This is a genomic window from Agromyces sp. CF514, assembly GCF_900113185.1.
GTDB lineage: Bacteria > Actinomycetota > Actinomycetes > Actinomycetales > Microbacteriaceae > Agromyces.
Genome location: NZ_FOZD01000001.1, coordinates 1,014,351 through 1,030,183, shown reverse-complemented (window position 1 = coordinate 1,030,183; position 15,833 = coordinate 1,014,351). Strand labels below are relative to the sequence as shown.

At 71.1% G+C, this 15,833-nt stretch carries 7 protein-coding genes; 6 read left to right on the top strand and 1 reads right to left on the bottom strand.

What is annotated here, in order from left to right:
* Positions 1-9: 9 nt before the first annotated feature.
* Positions 10-2,709: a LamG-like jellyroll fold domain-containing protein gene (locus tag BM342_RS04540; protein ID WP_092964277.1), complete on the bottom strand. Its 2,700-nt coding sequence runs from the start codon at positions 2,707-2,709 to the stop codon at positions 10-12.
* A gap of 379 nt (positions 2,710-3,088) precedes the next feature.
* Here BM342_RS04540 and BM342_RS04535 point away from each other — a divergent pair, with 379 nt between their 5' ends.
* From BM342_RS04535 to BM342_RS04510, 6 genes are all read left to right on the top strand, one after another.
* Positions 3,089-5,911 (top strand): immunoglobulin-like domain-containing protein, encoded by a 2,823-nt coding sequence (locus BM342_RS04535; protein WP_255368514.1) that lies wholly within the window; start codon positions 3,089-3,091, stop codon positions 5,909-5,911.
* A gap of 146 nt (positions 5,912-6,057) precedes the next feature.
* The gene (locus BM342_RS04530) at positions 6,058-8,952 is read left to right on the top strand and encodes an immunoglobulin-like domain-containing protein (protein WP_143109758.1); all 2,895 of its coding nucleotides are present in this window, start codon (positions 6,058-6,060) and stop codon (positions 8,950-8,952) included.
* 29 nt (positions 8,953-8,981) lie between these two features.
* Positions 8,982-11,180, top strand: coding sequence for a family 43 glycosylhydrolase (locus tag BM342_RS04525; protein ID WP_143109757.1), 2,199 nt, complete (start codon positions 8,982-8,984; stop codon positions 11,178-11,180).
* 138 nt (positions 11,181-11,318) lie between these two features.
* A complete protein-coding gene (locus tag BM342_RS04520; RefSeq protein WP_177232058.1) occupies positions 11,319-13,535 on the top strand; it encodes a family 43 glycosylhydrolase in 2,217 nt (738 codons plus the stop codon).
* A gap of 79 nt (positions 13,536-13,614) precedes the next feature.
* Positions 13,615-13,956, top strand: coding sequence for a RidA family protein (locus tag BM342_RS04515; protein ID WP_092964272.1), 342 nt, complete (start codon positions 13,615-13,617; stop codon positions 13,954-13,956).
* Between the two features lie 119 nt (positions 13,957-14,075).
* The gene (locus tag BM342_RS04510; RefSeq protein ID WP_092964271.1) at positions 14,076-15,827 is read left to right on the top strand and encodes a SulP family inorganic anion transporter; all 1,752 of its coding nucleotides are present in this window, start codon (positions 14,076-14,078) and stop codon (positions 15,825-15,827) included.
* Positions 15,828-15,833 lie beyond the last annotated feature (6 nt).

The following is a 15,833-nucleotide window of genomic DNA, read 5'->3' as shown; positions in this document are numbered from 1 at the left end:
AGGTGCGGGTCAGTTGCAGGCTCGGGCCGCGAAGGTCGCGGTCTTCGAGCCGGAGACGGATGTCGCGACGACCTCACCCGCCGGAACCGAGGCGAGTCGGCTGCTGAAGGTCTGGCTGGACGTCTTGCCGGCGGCGACGTGGACGGTCTTCGAGCCGTAGGGCGTGGCCACCGTGATCTCGGCCGCCGCGTCGGCGGTGTTCGCGATCTGGGTCACGAGCGCGACCTTGCCTGCGACGCAGCGGGTCTCGGCCTGCACGGTGAATTCCGGGCCCTGCTGGGTCGCCGTCACCACGACGCTCGCGCCGACGGCGACGGCCCGGCTGCTCGAGAGCACGCGGTCGGGCGCGTTCCAGGCGGTCGATCCGCCTGCGCCGGTCCACGTGTCGAGGTTGGCCGAGAAGGTGCTCACGACGCCGGTGACCGCATAGGTGCCGGGGGTCGTCAGGTCGACGGATGCCGCGTCCCAGGTCACGGGCCGCGTGGCCGTTCCGCGGTCGTAGGCGAGCTTCACCGCGGTGGTGGCGGGCAGCGCATCGGCGAGCGCACCGGCGGTGCTGCCCTGGGCGACCTCGACGGACCCGAGGTCGGTCGAGACGGCGGCCGAGGCATCCGCAGCCCTGACCGTGTCGTACTGGGCCTTGGTGAGCGAGATCACGCCGCCGTGCTTGGTGCTCGGGGCCATGAAGAAGCCGGGGTCGGTCAGCTGGGTCCAGCCGGCGTCGAGGTCCGTCGTGGTCATCGGCCGGTAGCCGGTCGAGGGGATGACGTCGACGTAGAGGTACCAGCGGTCCTCGCTGTGGCTCTTGAAGACGGCCGGGCCCTCGACTCCGCCGGCGTTGCCGCCCGCCCAGGCCGCGCCGATCTTCGTCTGGAGCTGGGTCCACGAGGTGCCGGGCTCCCACCAGCGGGCGGCCGTGGTCGACTCCATGTAGATGCCCTTGCCGAGGCCGTTGTCCTTCGTGATGCGGTAGGTCGTGCCGCCGTCCTGGATCATCGTGGTGTCGATCGCGTTGGCGCCCGGGTCGACGAACGGCCCGCCGTAGGCGTAGGTCCCCTGCGTGAAGTCGGTCGTGGCGCCCCACAGCACGCGGTTGTAGCTCGAGCCGCTGTGCTCGGGGTTCTGGTAGACGTTCGACGCCCAGTACAGGACGAACGCGCCGCGGCCGTCGGCGTAGTAGTCGTCGACCCAGGTCGCCTCGGGCGCCCAGGCCATGCCGAGCTCGGCGACCTCGGCGCCGCTGGCGTCGAGCGAGACGTCGATGCTGCGGGGCGAGCCCCAGCTCACGAGGTCGGTCGACTCCCAGACGAGCAGCTTCGTGCTGGCGCTCTTGGTCCAGTAGCACCAGCTCGTGCACGAGCCCGAGCCGCCGTCGCCGCCGAACACGCGCAGGTCGGTCGCGATGATGTAGTAGGTCTGCGTCTCGGGGTTGTAGGTCAGGTACGGGTCGCGGATGCCGGTGGTGCCGAGCTGCGAGGCGAGGATCGGCTTGCCGTCGTTCAGGGGGTCCCACTGCTCGGGGTCGTCGCCGCGCGAGACGTCGAGGTAGATCTTCTCGGCGTAGCCGGCGGAGTCCTCGATGAAGTGCACCATGAGGTAGCCGTAGTCGTCGGTCGACCCGGCTGCCGGGGCGACGCTCACCGGGATCTGCTTCGAGGCGGTCACGCCGCGCACGTTCGCGGTCGCGGTCACGGTGCCGGTCGCCGCCGGCGAACCGGGTGCCGGCTGCACGGCCTGCAGTGTCGTGCCGCTCGCGCCGAGCGCCAGGCCCGCCGAGGGGGCCGACCAGCTGAGCCGGGCCGCCGAGGAGGTCGGCAGGGTGATCGAGGAGTCGGTCAACGCGATGGGCTGGATCGCGTCGAGTGCGGCCTGGGCGCTCGTGGCGAAGGTCGAGGCGTGCATGCCGGCATCGGCATCCGACACGGCGGCGACCTCGGCGCCGGTGAGCGCGCGGTCGTAGGCGCGGAACGTCGAGACCTCGCCCTTGTAGAACGGGTCGGGCCAGGGCGACCGGCCGATCGCGTTGACCGTCTGGGTCGCGATCGACGACGGCTCGAGGGTCGTCGCGATCTGGCCGACCTTGGCGCCGTCGACGTAGAAGGCGAGCGTGTCGGCCGCGCCGTCGAGCACGGTCGTCACGCTGTACCAGCGGTCTGCGGCGAGCGAGTCGACGGCCCTGGCGTTCGCCTCGCCGCCGTTGCTCGCGGTGGTGATCGCCGTGCGCGCCTTGTCGCGCATCGAGGCGAAGAAGTACGAGGTGGTGCTGTCGCTGCCGATGTTCCAGAGGAAGTTGAAGGTCGTCAGCATGGAGGCGTCGAACTTCGTCTCGACGGTGATCGTGGCCGACTGCTTGCCCGCGAGCAGCCCGTCGGGCAGGCGCACCCAGTCGGCGGTGCTGGTCTTGGCGCCGCCCGTGAACTTCAGCGACGAGCCGGTCCAGAGCGCGTCGGTGCCGTTGACGACGGATGCCGCGCCGACCGTCGACGACCCGCCGGCCGTGTTCGGCACGCTGCTGCCCGTCGTCTGCGTGAAGAGGTACTCGGCCAGCAGGCCGGTGCGCGGCGCGGCGGCCGTCGCAGCGGCCGCGGGAGCGGCGGAGGCGAGCGCCCCTGCGAGCGGTGCGGCCGCGGTGGCGGAGACCAGGACGGCGGCGCCCAGGGCGAGCGCGACGGCTCTGAGGGCGCGGGGGACGGCAGCGTGCTTCGACATTGAGAGCTCCTGGGCCTTCGGCTTCGTTGGCGGGCTGGATCCGGTGTGGGAAACGTCTTGTTACCGGTAACGCGCTGACCGTAGCACAGACCCGAGAAGCCGCGCCAGAGATTTCGTGCGGTGAATATCCTCCGCTTCGAACCCTTGGCGATCTCGTAATGTGTCCGGTAACATTCGAGCGATCCTCGCCCCCCGTGGGCGCTTTCCGTCAATGGCGACTGCAAGGAGAACCATGCGACCGTCTGCCCTCCTCCCCACTTCTCGACCACGGCGATGGCTCGCCGGGGCCCTCTCCGGCGCCTTGGTCGGCGGCCTCTGCCTGGCCGTCCCGCTCTCCGCGTCGGCCGCCGAACCGCCCGCCGTGACCGCCCATTACGACATGACGCACGCCGGCAACCAGCTGCTCGACATCTCGGGCAACGGCCGCAACGCCACGCTCACGGGCTTCACCGACGCCTCGTTCGCCGATGCCGGCGGCGACGCCGTGCTCCGGTTCAAGAAGGACGGCTACGCGGCACTGCCGAAGGGCCTCGTGACCGCCTCCGACAACGCCTTCACCGTCGAGTACACGGTCGCCACCCAGACCGCCGCCAACCAGTTCGGCTGGGTCATCGGCGACGGCGTCGGCGCCTGGAACACCACGGCGCTCGGCAACCACGTGTTCGTGAACCCGCGCTCGGGCGAGTCCGCGTACAGCAACGCGGTGCTCTCGGGCATCCGCGTGAAGACCGGCACCGCCAACGGCGAGGTGCGCCTGCCGAACGGCGGCGGACTGAACGCCGGCTTCACGACGCTGACCCTCGTCGGCAACGGCAACGCGCTCACGCTCTACCGCGACGGGGTGCAGGTCTCGACGACGACCCACACCTACGCGATGAGCTCGATCATCCCGTCGGGCACGACCCTCGGCTACCTCGGCCGCTCGCTCTACACGGGCGACGCGCTCGTGCAGGCCGACGTCACCGACGTGAAGTTCTGGGATGTTGCGCTCACGCAGGCCGAGCTCTCGGCGAGCATGCCGACCGCTGCGGCGAAGTCCGCCGCGAACGAGGCGCTGCTGCGCGCGGACCTGCTGCCGACCGTGCTCGGAGCCAACCCCTCCGCCTCGCAGGTCACGCGCAACCTGAGCTTCCCGGCGTCGTCGAACGGCGTCGCCCTGACGTGGGCCTCGCAGAACACCGCGGTGATCTCGAACACGGGCGTCGTCTCGCGCACGGTCACGACCGACACCCCGGTGACGGTCACCGCCACCACCGCGACCGGCACGGTGATCACGTTCGCCTTCACGGTGCTCGCGGCCTCGCCGTCGGCCGACCTCGACGCGATCTCGCTCTCGGCGCGCACGACCGAGAACCTGCCGCTCGTCACGAAGGGCTCGGTCAACGGCTCGGCCATCACCTGGACCTCCTCCGACCCGGCGCTGGTCACCCCGACCGATGCCGGCTACACCGCACCCGCGGTCGGCTCGGCCGACCCGTTCGCCGGCGGCGGCCTCGTCGAGCGCCCGGCCTACGGCGAGGGCGACCGCACCGTCACGCTCACCGCGCACGCCGTGCTCGGCTCGGCCACGGTCGAGAAGTCGTTCACGGTGAAGGTCGCCGAACACGGCCGCACGGCCCCCGACGCCGGGTACGCCGCCGCCTACTTCAAGTCCGACGGCGACGAGAAGATCTACCAGGCCGCGACCTCGGGCAACGACTTCTTCACCTTCTCGCCCGTCAACGGCGGCGCCGCGGTGATCACGTCGACGTCCGACACGAAGGGCCTGCGCGACCCGTACATCCTGCGCTCGCACGACGGCGACAAGTACTACATGGTCGCCACCGACCTCTGCATCAGCTGCGGCACGGGCTGGGGCCCCGCACAGTCGGCCGGCAGCCTCAAGATCGAGGTCTGGGAGTCGGTCGATCTCGTGCACTGGACCCGCACCAACGGCATCGACAGCGGCATCACGGTCAACCAGCCCGAGGCGGGCATGACGTGGGCGCCCGAGGCGTACTGGGACGACGAGCTGCAGTCCTACGTCGTGTTCTTCGCCTCGCGCCTGTACTCCGACGCGTCGCACACGAACAGCGACAAGCTCTACGCGCGCATGTTCTCGGTGCTGACCCGCGACTTCAAGACGTTCACGTCGCCGCCCGCGAGCTGGCAGGACACCGGCTACGCGCGCATCGACTCGACCGTGACGAAGATCGGCGAGTACTACTACCGCTTCACCAAGAACGAGGAGAGCGGCGCCGCAGGCACGCTCGAGGCCGGCAAGGACATCTTCCTCGAGCGCTCGAAGGTGCTCACCGCGCCGACGACCGCGTCGAACTGGAGCGCCGACCCGAGCCAGACCTGGCAGCTCACCGACACGCGCATGACGAGCCTCGAGACCGGGCAGTCCGGCGAGGGCCCCGAGATCGTGAAGCTCAACGCGGGCGACCCGAACAACGCGAGCGGTGACGGCTACGCCTTCCTCGTCGACAACTACAGCGCCGGCGGCTACCGCGCCTTCGTCACCACGGGCTCGGAGATCGCCTCGAGCTCGCAGGCCGACCGGCTCTCGCAGCGCGCGAGCTGGAACGTGCGCCCCGTCGGCGGGCTGCCGACGAGCCCGCGTCACGGCGCCTTCGTGAGCGTGCCGCAGACGGTGCTCACGGCCATGCACGACTGGACCGGCATCTCGGCCGTCGCGTCGACCACCGAGCTGACCGCCGACGGCCGCGACGTCACCGCAGAGGTCGCCGCGGCCGACGACGGCGACGTCGCAGGCACGGTCACCTTCGCCGGCGGCGACTGGAGCAAGACCGTGAAGCTGCACGACGGCTCGGCGAGCGCCACCGTGCCCGCCGGCATCGGCGAGGTCACCGCGACGTACGACGGCTACGCCGACGGCCTGGTCGCGACCTCGACCTCGGAAGCCGTCGCGCTGCAGGGCGGCCTCGAGCTCCAGGCCACCGCCACGACCCGGTGCGTCGCCGGCAAGGTGTCGCTCGTCGTCACCGCGAAGAACGCCGACGACCAGCGCGCCGACGTCGCGATCCACACCTCCTACGGCGACAAGACGGTCTCGCTCGCAGCCGGGGCCTCGGTCTCGTCGACCTTCTCGACGCGCGCCGCCTCGATCCCCGCAGGCACGCTCACCCTCACGGGCAGCGCCGCAGACGGGTCCACCTTCGAGGGAGCGTTCCCCACCCCGTCGGCCAACTGCGGCTGACCCATCAGGCGGTTCCGGATGCCGCGGCGGCGCGTCGCGGCATGCGGAACCGTCTCCCGACGAGCACCACAACCCACGAGCACCACCCACCGGCGGCACCACGCACCGGCACCACAACACCGCACCACCACACACATTGGAGTGACATGCGCGACATCTTCGTGCGGAAGCTGCGGACGGGGGCCGCCGTCGTGGCGGCCGCCGCCGCCTTCGCCGCCGTCGGGGCCATCGCCCCGCAGTCCGCCGACGCCGCCGAGGCGCCGGCCCCGCTGATCCACTACACGTTCGACGCAGCCGCCGCAGGAGTCGTCGCCGACGCCTCGGGCAACGGCTACGACGGCGTCATCAAGCAGACGGGTGCGACCGTCGACGGCGGCGCCCTGTCGCTTCCCGGAGGCGCGCGCGCGAGCGCGGGCTACCTCGAGATCCCGACCGCCGGCCTCGTCGGCAAGACGCAGGTCACCGTCTCGACGTGGATCGAGAACCGCACCGGCCCCGCGAACGTGGCCGCCGCCTTCATCGGCGCGCCCGTGGCATCCGGCGCGTCGTACTCGTCGGCCTACTGGCTGCTCAACCCGACCAACCCGAGCGGCTACGTGAAGTCCGCGCTGACGAACACCGTCAGCGCGACCGCGCCGTGGGGCACCGAGGTCGGCGCGGGCGCGACCAACGCGGCCACCACCGGCATCAAGACGCCCACGGGCATGGCGCTGTACACGAGCGTCATCGACGGCGTCGCGGGCAAGCTCACGACATACGTCAACGGCACCCAGATCAGCCAGGTCACGATCGCGCGCAACGTGTCGTCGTTCGGCTCGAGCCTCGTGTCGTACCTCGGCCGCTCGACCTACGCCGACAACGGCTGGGCCGGATCGGTCGGCGACTACGCGGTGTACGGCTCCGCGCTCGACACCGCCACGGTGCAGCAGCTCTTCGCCGACCAGGCCCTCGCCGGTGCGACCGCGGCCGTCACGGTCGCCCCCACGGCGACCGCGAACTTCACGCTGCCGACGGCGAGCCACGGCGCGACCGTCTCGTGGGCGTCCGACTCGTCGGCGATCGCCGTGACCGGCGGCACCGCGACGGTGACCCGCCCCGCGGGCGGCTCCGCCGACGCCTCGGTCACGCTGACCGCGACGTTCACCGCGGGCGGCGCCACGGCGACCCGCACGTACGCCGTCACCGTGCCCGCGCAGCTCTCCGACCGGGCGAAGGTCGACGCCGATGCCGCGGCCCTCGCGCTGCCAGTCGACGCCGACGACGTGCGCACGAGCTTCTCGGTGCCGACCGTCGGCGCCAACGGCTCGGCCATCGCCTGGACCGTGACCGAGGGCGCCGCGGTCGCGACCGTGCGCGCCGGGGTCAAGACGGGCACCGCCACGATCACGATCACGCGCCCCGCGGCCTCCGCCGAGGTCGAGCTCACCGCGACCGCGACGAGCGGCGCTGCGACCGCCGCGCGCACGTTCGCGCTCACCGTGCCCGCGAAGCCCGCCGACGCCGGCGACCCCGAGGCCTACGTCTGGGCCTTCTTCACGGGCGAGGGGGCCGGCGCCGAGCGCGTCAGCCTCGCCGCCTCGAAGGGCAACGACGCACTGCGGTGGAACACGCTGAACGGCGGAGAGCCGATCTTCACCTCGACGCAGGGCACGACGGGCCTCCGCGACCCGTTCATCATCCGCTCGCACGAGGGCGACAAGTTCTACATGCTCGCCACCGACCTCAAGGTCGCCGGCCTCGCCGGCGGATTCACGACCGCGCAGCTCTCGGGCTCACTCGCGATCGAGGTCTGGGAGTCGACCGACCTCGTCAACTGGTCGAACCAGCGCCACATCCAGGTCTCGACGCCCTACGCGGGCAACACGTGGGCGCCCGAGGCGTACTGGGACGACGAACTCGGCCGCTACGTGGTGTTCTGGGCCTCGAACCTCTACGCCGACACCAATGCTGCCTCGCGCACGGCCGTGACCTACAACCGCATGATGTACGCCACGACCGACGACTTCGTCACGTTCTCGGACGCCCAGGTGTGGTCCGACGTCAAGCGCGGCACCGGCCTCGGCCTCATCGACTCGACGGTCGCCGAGCAGGACGGCATCTTCTACCGCTTCACGAAGGACGAGGCGTCGATGACCATCCGTGAGGAGAAGTCGACGAACCTGCTCGCCACGATCAGCGGCTCGCTGCCCGGCACCTCGGGCGCGGCCGACCAGTGGACGCTCGTGAAGGAGAAGGTCGCGACCGGCCTGCCGAACGGCGAGCCCGGCGGCACCTACTCGAGCGGCGAGGGGCCGAGCATCTTCCCGTCGAACCCGGGTGACGTGAACGGCTTCGAGTGGTACCTCTTCATCGACCAGCCGTCGTACCACGGCGGCCCGAACCACTACATCCCGTTCGGCTCGGGCGACATCGCCGACGGCGACTCGTGGCAGCCCCTCGGCACCACGCTGCGCGCGAACCTGCCGCAGAACAGCGACGGCGGCAAGCCGCGGCACGGCACCGTGATCCCGGTGACGCGCGCCGAGTACCAGAAGGTGCTCGAGGGCTACGCCCCGGCCGTCGCGGTCGCCGAGGTCGCCCCGATCACGGTGACGACCCGAGCCGGGGTCGCACCCGTGCTGCCGAAGGCGTCGCTCACGACCGCCGACGGCACCACGAAGCAGGCCGACGTCGTCTGGGCGAACGTGCCCGCCGCCGACTACGCCGCACCGGGCACCTTCACGGTGCGCGGCGTCGCCCAGGACGACTCGCGGATGCCGGTCACGGCGACCGTGACCGTCACGCCCGGCGTCGAGGTGGTCGCAGAGACGCGCTGCGTCGCCGGCAAGGTCTCGCTCGTCGCCAAGTCCACGAACCGCGGGTCGCAGTCGGCGAGCGCGAAGGTCTCGTCGGCATACGGCGAGCGCGAGATCGCGCTCGCGGCGGGTGCGACGCAGTCGCTCACGTTCTCGAGCCGCCTCGCGACCGTGCCCGCCGGGCAGGTCACCGCGACGGTCGACGGCGTGTCGGTCGCCGCGGCGTACGAGGGCCGCTCGTGCTGAGGCGCGCGCCCCGCGGCATCCGGAACCTGATGCGCACCGCCCTGGTCGCCGCGCTCGCACTCGGCAGCCTCACCGGCCTCGCGGCCCTCGACGCCGCGCAGGCCCCGGCCGCCGAGGCGATCGGCTCCGACACGTTCACCAACCCGCTCGCGCCCGACACGGCCGACCCGACGATCGAGTTCCACGACGGCAACTACTACCTGGTGTCGACGACGTGGGACAACCGGGTCGTCATGCGCAAGGCGCCGACCCTCGCCGGGCTCGGCACCACCAAGCCGGTCACGGTGTACTCCGACACCAACACCGGCCGCAACGGCAACATGTGGGCGCCCGAGCTGCAGCGCCTCGAGGGACCGAACGGCTGGCGCTGGTACCTCATGTACACGATGGGCGTATCGGGCAACTTCGGCACCCAGCACCTCCAGGTGATCGAGAGCGCTGCGGATGACCCGATGGGCCCCTACACGTACAAGGGCCGTCCGATCCCGACCGACGACTGGAACATCGACGGCGCGTACCTCGAGCTGAACGGGGAGCTGTTCGTGACCTGGTCGGCGTTCGCGCCCGACGGGCTGCAGAGCAACTACATCGCCCGCATGGCGAACCCGTGGACGGCGACCGGGCCGCTCAACATCCTGTCGCAGCCCACCGAGAGCTGGGAGGTCATCGGGCAGCCGGTGAACGAGGGTCCGATCCCGCTGCAGAAGGACGGTCGCACCTGGGTCGTCTACTCGGCGAGCTTCTGCGGCACCGAGGACTACCAGCTCGGCACGCTCGAGTACCTCGGCGGCGACCCCGTGCAGCAGGCCTCGTGGCAGAAGAGCGACGGACCCGTCTTCTCGAAGGCGAACGGCGCCTACGGCACCGGCCACAACGACTTCTTCACCTCGCCCGACGGCACCGAGACGTGGAACCTCTACCACGCCAACGCGCGCGCCGACGGCGGGTGCAGTCGCGAGCGGTCGGCCCGTGCGCAGGTCGTCGACTGGACGGATGCCGGCGAGCCCGACTTCGGCGTTCCGCAGGCGACGTCGACGGCCGTCGTGGTGCCGAGCGGCGAGAACGCGCCCATCACCGCGCAGGTCGAAGGCGCGCGCTGGAACCTCGTCAGCCGCACCACCGGACTGTGCGCCACCGTGCCGTCGGCCGAGAGCGGCGCCACGCTCGTGCAGGGCGACTGCACCTCGTCGCGGTCGCGCTTCGTGCTCGACACCACGGGCGACGGGTACCTCCGCGTAGTGAACGCCGTGAGCGGCACGGCCCTCGGGCCGGTCGCGTGCGCGACGACGTCGGGCGCCGCCGTGCAGCAGACGCCGTTCGTCACGACCGGCTGCCAGCAGTGGACCGTCGCACAGACGACCGGCGGATGGTCGAAGCTCACGAACCGCACGAGCGGCAAGGTGCTCGAGGCCGCCGGTGCGCCGACGGGCTCGGCCGGCTCGACGGGCGCCGCGATCGTGCAGTCGACCGCGAACGCCTCGGCCGGCCAGGACTGGGCGCTGCGCCCGGCCGGATCGGTCGCCGTCACGTCGATCGCCTCGGGCAAGGCCCTCGAGGTGCCCGGCTGCACGACCGCCGACGGCGCGATCCTGCAGCAGCGCGAGTACGCCGGCACCGCCTGCCAGGGCGTGACGTTCACGGCCGCCGCGAACGGCGAGTCCGAGCTCCACCTCGGCTCGGCGCCCGCGAAGTGCCTCTCGGTCACGGGCGGTTCGACCGCGGACTCCGCGACCGTCACCCAGGGCGCGTGCGGCATCGCCGGCAGCACCTGGCGCGTGCTCGTGGGCAACGACGGCGTCGTGGAGTTCCGCAACGGCACGAGCCTGAAGGCGCTCGACCTGTCATTCTGCGCTGCCGCCGACGGCACGCGGGTGCACCAGTACAGCGTGCTGAACAACGACTGCCAGCGCTACCGAATCGCCTCCGTCGCGGCCGACCCGATCGCACCCGCTGCGGTCGAGGCGACCGCAGCGACCCGTTGCGTCGCGGGCAAGGCGGTCGTCGTGGCCACCGTGCGCAACGCCGACGAGGTCGCCCTCGATGTCACGGCGACGAGCGCCTTCGGCGCCAAGCCGTTCGCACTCGACGCGGGCGACTCGGCGAGCGCGTCGTTCTCGAGCCGCGCCAAGGCGATCGCCGCGGGCACGGTGACCGTCACGGCCGCCGACCCCGCCGCATCCGGTCGCGCTCTGACCGTCACGACGGCATACCCCGCGACGGGCTGCTGAGGCATCCGCACCCCGAGCGCAACGACCTGGGCGCCGTCGCCGAACCGGCGGCGGCGCCCTCGTCGTCCGCGCCCGTGCGCACGACCCGCACGGCGCGCTCCAGACCAGCACCACCACCGAACGAATCGAGGATCGATGATGCTCTCTTCCGTATTCCGAGACCGGACCCGCGAGCCGCAACCACGCGGCGCGACGAGGCGACGGGTCGTCACGGCATCCGTCGTCGCGGGCGCCGTCGTGGCGTCGACGCTGCTCGCCGGGCCTCCGGCGCTCGCCGCCGACGCGCCGCCCCAGCCGATCGCGTCGTACGCGTTCGACGACGGCACCCTGCAGGACTCGGTGGGCACGGCCCACCTCACCGCATCGGGCACCGCCGCCGTGGCGACCGACGCCGAGCGCGGCAAGGTGCTGCGCCTCGACGGCACGACGAACGGGTTCGCCGCGTTCCCGCGAGGCTTCTTCGACGGGCGTTCGAACCTGACCGTCTCGCTGGACGTCAAGAGCGAGAAGGCGAGCGGCAACTTCTTCACGTTCGCGCTCGGCGCGGACTCGAACAAGTACTCCTTCTTCCGTGTACGCGGCGCCGACGTGCGCACCGCGATCACGCAGACCTCGTGGCAGAACGAGTCTGCCGTCACCGGCTCGGTCGCGAGCGGGGCGTGGCACCACTACGACCTCGTGTTCGCCGGGGCGAAGCTGACCGTGTACGTCGACGGCGCGAAGCTCGGCGAGAACTCCGCGCTGAACACGACGGTGTCCGACCTGGGGTCGAACCTGTACGGCTATCTGGGCAAGTCGCTCTACGCGGCCGACGAGTTCTTCAAGGGCTCGTTCGACGACGTGCAGGTGTTCGACCGGGCGCTCTCGGCATCCGAGGTGCTCACGAATGCCGGTGCGACCGATCAACTGACGGATGTCTCGCTGGCCGACCCCGCGCTGCTGAAGCTCGCCCCGATCGTGAACGGCACCGCCCGCACGGCGATCCTCCCGGTGAGGCCGGGCACGGATGCCTCGGCCGTCGCCCCGACGTTCGTCGCCGCCGCCGGAGTGACCGTGTCGCCCGCGTCGGGCACGACGGTCGACCTCCGCTCCCCTGTCACCTACACGCTGACGGCACCCGGCGGTGCGGCCTCGACGTGGACCCTGTCGGCGCAGGCTGTGAACAGCCCGGTGCTGCCCGGCCTGTACGCCGACCCGAACATCGCGGTCTTCGGCGACACCTACTATCTCTATGCCACGACCGACGGCACCGCGGGGTGGGGCGGCAGGGACTTCTACGTGTGGAAGTCGGCCGACCTCGTGAACTGGACCCGCTCCGAGCAGCCGTTCCTCACCCTCGACGGAGCCAATGGCAATGTGCCGTGGGCGACGGGCAACGCGTGGGCTCCCACGATCATCGAGCGCGACGGCCGGTACTTCTTCTACTTCAGCGGCCACAACGCCTCACTGAACCGCAAGACCATCGGCGTCGCGGTTGCTGACAGCCCCGAGGGGCCGTTCACCGCCCAGTCGACCGCGATGATCCTCAACAACGAGGCCGTGACCTCCGGCCAGGCCATCGATCCCGCCGCGTTCCACGACCCGGTGACGGGCAGGTACTACCTCTACTGGGGCAACGGCAGCCCGGTCATGGCCGAGCTGAGCGACACGATGACATCGCTGAAGCCCGGCACGATCTCGGCGATGAGCGGGCTCACGTCGTACCGCGAGGGTTCGTTCATGAACTACCGGGACGGCATCTACCACCTCACCTACGCGATCGACGACACCGGCTCCGAGAACTACCGGGTCGGCTACGCCACGTCGACGAGTGCGACCGGCCCATGGACGTACCGCGGCGTGATCCTGCAGAAGGACCTCTCGCTCGGCATCAAGGGCACGGGCCACAGCTCGATCCTCAACGTGCCGGGCACCGACGACTGGTACATCGCGTACCACCGCTTCGCCATGCCGAACGGCGACGGCACGCACCGGGAGACGACGATCGACCGGCTGACGATCGGGACCGACGGCCTCTTCCAGACCGTGACGCCGACGCTCACGAGCGTCGCGCCGCAGACGATCGGCGGGCAGGTCGAGGTATCGGCGGTCGCGTCCACTCGGTGCATCGCCGGCAGGGCCGTGCTCGCCGTCACCGCGACGAACGAGTCCGACGGGCCCGTCGCCGTCGACCTCGAGACGCCGTACGGCTCGAAGCAGGTCGTCCGCCTCGCCGCGGGCGCCTCGGCGAGCGCATCGTTCTCGAGCCGGCTCGTGGCGCTGCCCGCGGGTACGGCGACCGTCACGGCGACCGGGGCGGACGCCGCGGGCACCGACATCGCCTCGGTGGGCTACCCGGCGCGGAACTGCGGATGACGCGGCGACGCCCACGCGCACGTCACATGCCCAGCGGGGTCGGTACCCTGAAAGACCCCCCGAACCCAGAGGAGCTCCCGTGACCATTCAGCGCGTCCAGCCCGGACCCCGCATGAGCCAGGCCGTCGTGCACGGCGACACCGTCTACCTCGCCGGCCAGGTCGCCGAGGGCGCCTCGGTCGCCGAGCAGAGCCGCGCCGCGCTGGCACAGGTCGACGAGCTGCTCGCGGGCGTCGGCAGCGACCGGTCGAAGCTGCTCAACGTGACGATCTACCTGGCGGACATCGGGTCGTTCGCCGAGATGAACTCCGTGTGGGACACGTGGGTCGACGGCGCCAACCCGCCCGCCCGCGCGACGGTCGAGGCGAAGCTCGCGACGCCCGACTTCCTCGTCGAGTTCGCGGTCGTCGCCGCGCGCTGATCGCGCGATCGTCGAAGGGTCGGATGCCGCGGCATCCGACCCTTCGCTCTGTCCCCGTCGTCGCCGAGCGGCCATGATGGAGCCATGAACAGCCACGTCGGCGAGCGGCGGAGCGTGCGATGAGCGCTCCCCGCGATCGGCACCGGGGGCGCGGGGTCGCCCGGTTCGTCCCCGCGCTCGCCTGGATCCGCGGATACGATCGCCGCTGGCTCGCGGGCGACCTCATCGCCGGAGTGACGGTCGCGGCATTGATCGTCCCGAAGAACCTCGGCTACGCGGGCATCGCCGGGATCCCACTGCAGAACGGCCTCTACGCGGCCGCGGCTGGCGCCATCCTCTACGGGATCTTCGGAACCAGTCGCCAGATCTCCATGGGACCGAGTTCGGCGCTCGCCGCGGTGGCCGGTAGCGCGGTGCTCGCGACGGGTCTCTCCGACCAGGCCGACATCGCCTCGTTCGTCGCCGGCATCACGCTCGCCTCCGGCGTGCTCTTCATCCTCCTGTTCGTGCTCAGGATGGGCTGGATCGCGCAGTTCCTCTCACGTGCGGTGGTGACCGGGTTCCTGTTCGGAGCTGCCGTCGACGTGGTCATCTCGGAGCTTCCGAAGCTCACCGGCACCGACCCCGGCGGCTCAAACGCGATCCAGGAACTCTGGTCGTGGATCGGAACGCTCGACGAGACGCACTGGACCACCCTGGTCGTCGGCCTCGTGTCGCTCGTCGTGGTCTTCGGCGTCGGCAGGATCGCACCGCGCCTGCCCGGCGCGCTCGTGCTCGTCGTCGGCGGACTGCTCGCCTCGTGGCTGCTCGATCTCGGTGATCGGGGCGTGGCGCTCGTCGGAGACGTGCCGCGAGGTCTGCCGTCGTTCGCCGTGCCCGACCTCGGCCTGATGTGGGACAACGCGGCGACGGTGGGAATCGCCGCGGTCGCGCTCGTGCTGATCGGCTTCTCGCAGACCGCCGGCGACGCCAGGATGTTCGCGGCGAAGCACCGTTACCAGGTCGACATCGACCAGGAGTCGATCGCCCAAGGAGTGGCGAACGCCGGAGCCGGGCTCTTCCAGGGCATGCCGGTCTCGACCAGCCTGTCGGCGAGCTCGCTCAACGACCACTCCGGCGCCCGCACCGGACTCGCCTCGATCACGTCGGGGCTGACCGTCGTGCTGACGCTGCTGTTCCTGGCCCCGCTCTTCTCCGGGCTGCCGAAGCCCGTCCTTGCGGCCCTCATCATCGAGGCGGTCGTGATGGGCATGATCAACATCCCCGAGATGCGCCGCCTCGCGCGGGTGCAGCCGTTCGACTTCTGGATCGCGATCGCCGCGATCGCCGGCACCCTGGCCTTCGGCGTCCTGGCCGGCGTGATGATCGGCATCGGCCTGTCGATCATCTGGCTCATCGGGGTGGCGACGCATCCCAACATCGCGACGCTCGCACGGCAACCCGGAACGCAGGCCTTCCGCGACGTGAGCGAGCATCCCTCCGACGAGCGGGTCCCGGGCGTCGTCGTGATCCGCATGGACGGGGGACTGTTCTTCGCGACCTCCGACGCGCTCGAGGATCGCATCCGCGAGATCATCCACTCGACGCCCGACCTCACCGGCATCGTGCTCGACTGCGGGGGCATCAACTTCATCGACTCGCAGGGGTGCGCCAAGATGAACGACGTCGTCGAACTCGCAAGGGACTCCGACGTCACGCTCCGACTCGCCCGCCTGAAGCAGGCCGTCAGCACGACGCTGGCACGCGACGGCGTCCTGCAGCGCATCGGCGCGGACAACATCCACGGCAACGTCGACCGCGCGGTGCGTGCGCAGCTCGAGCATCAGGGGCCGCCACCGGCGCCGGGCGCGGATCGGCCCGCCGACGGCTGAACGCGC

Excerpts from the sequence above, each read along its gene's own strand:
- BM342_RS04540 (WP_092964277.1), bottom strand. The coding sequence starts at position 2,709 with ATGTCGAAGCACGCTGCCGTCCCCCGCGCCCTCAGAGCCGTCGCGCTC.
- BM342_RS04520 (WP_177232058.1), top strand. The coding sequence starts at position 11,319 with ATGCTCTCTTCCGTATTCCGAGACCGGACCCGCGAGCCGCAACCACGC.
- BM342_RS04530 (WP_143109758.1), top strand. The coding sequence starts at position 6,058 with ATGCGCGACATCTTCGTGCGGAAGCTGCGGACGGGGGCCGCCGTCGTG.
- BM342_RS04525 (WP_143109757.1), top strand. The coding sequence starts at position 8,982 with ATGCGCACCGCCCTGGTCGCCGCGCTCGCACTCGGCAGCCTCACCGGC.
- BM342_RS04510 (WP_092964271.1), top strand. The coding sequence starts at position 14,076 with ATGAGCGCTCCCCGCGATCGGCACCGGGGGCGCGGGGTCGCCCGGTTC.
- BM342_RS04535 (WP_255368514.1), top strand. The coding sequence starts at position 3,089 with ATGACGCACGCCGGCAACCAGCTGCTCGACATCTCGGGCAACGGCCGC.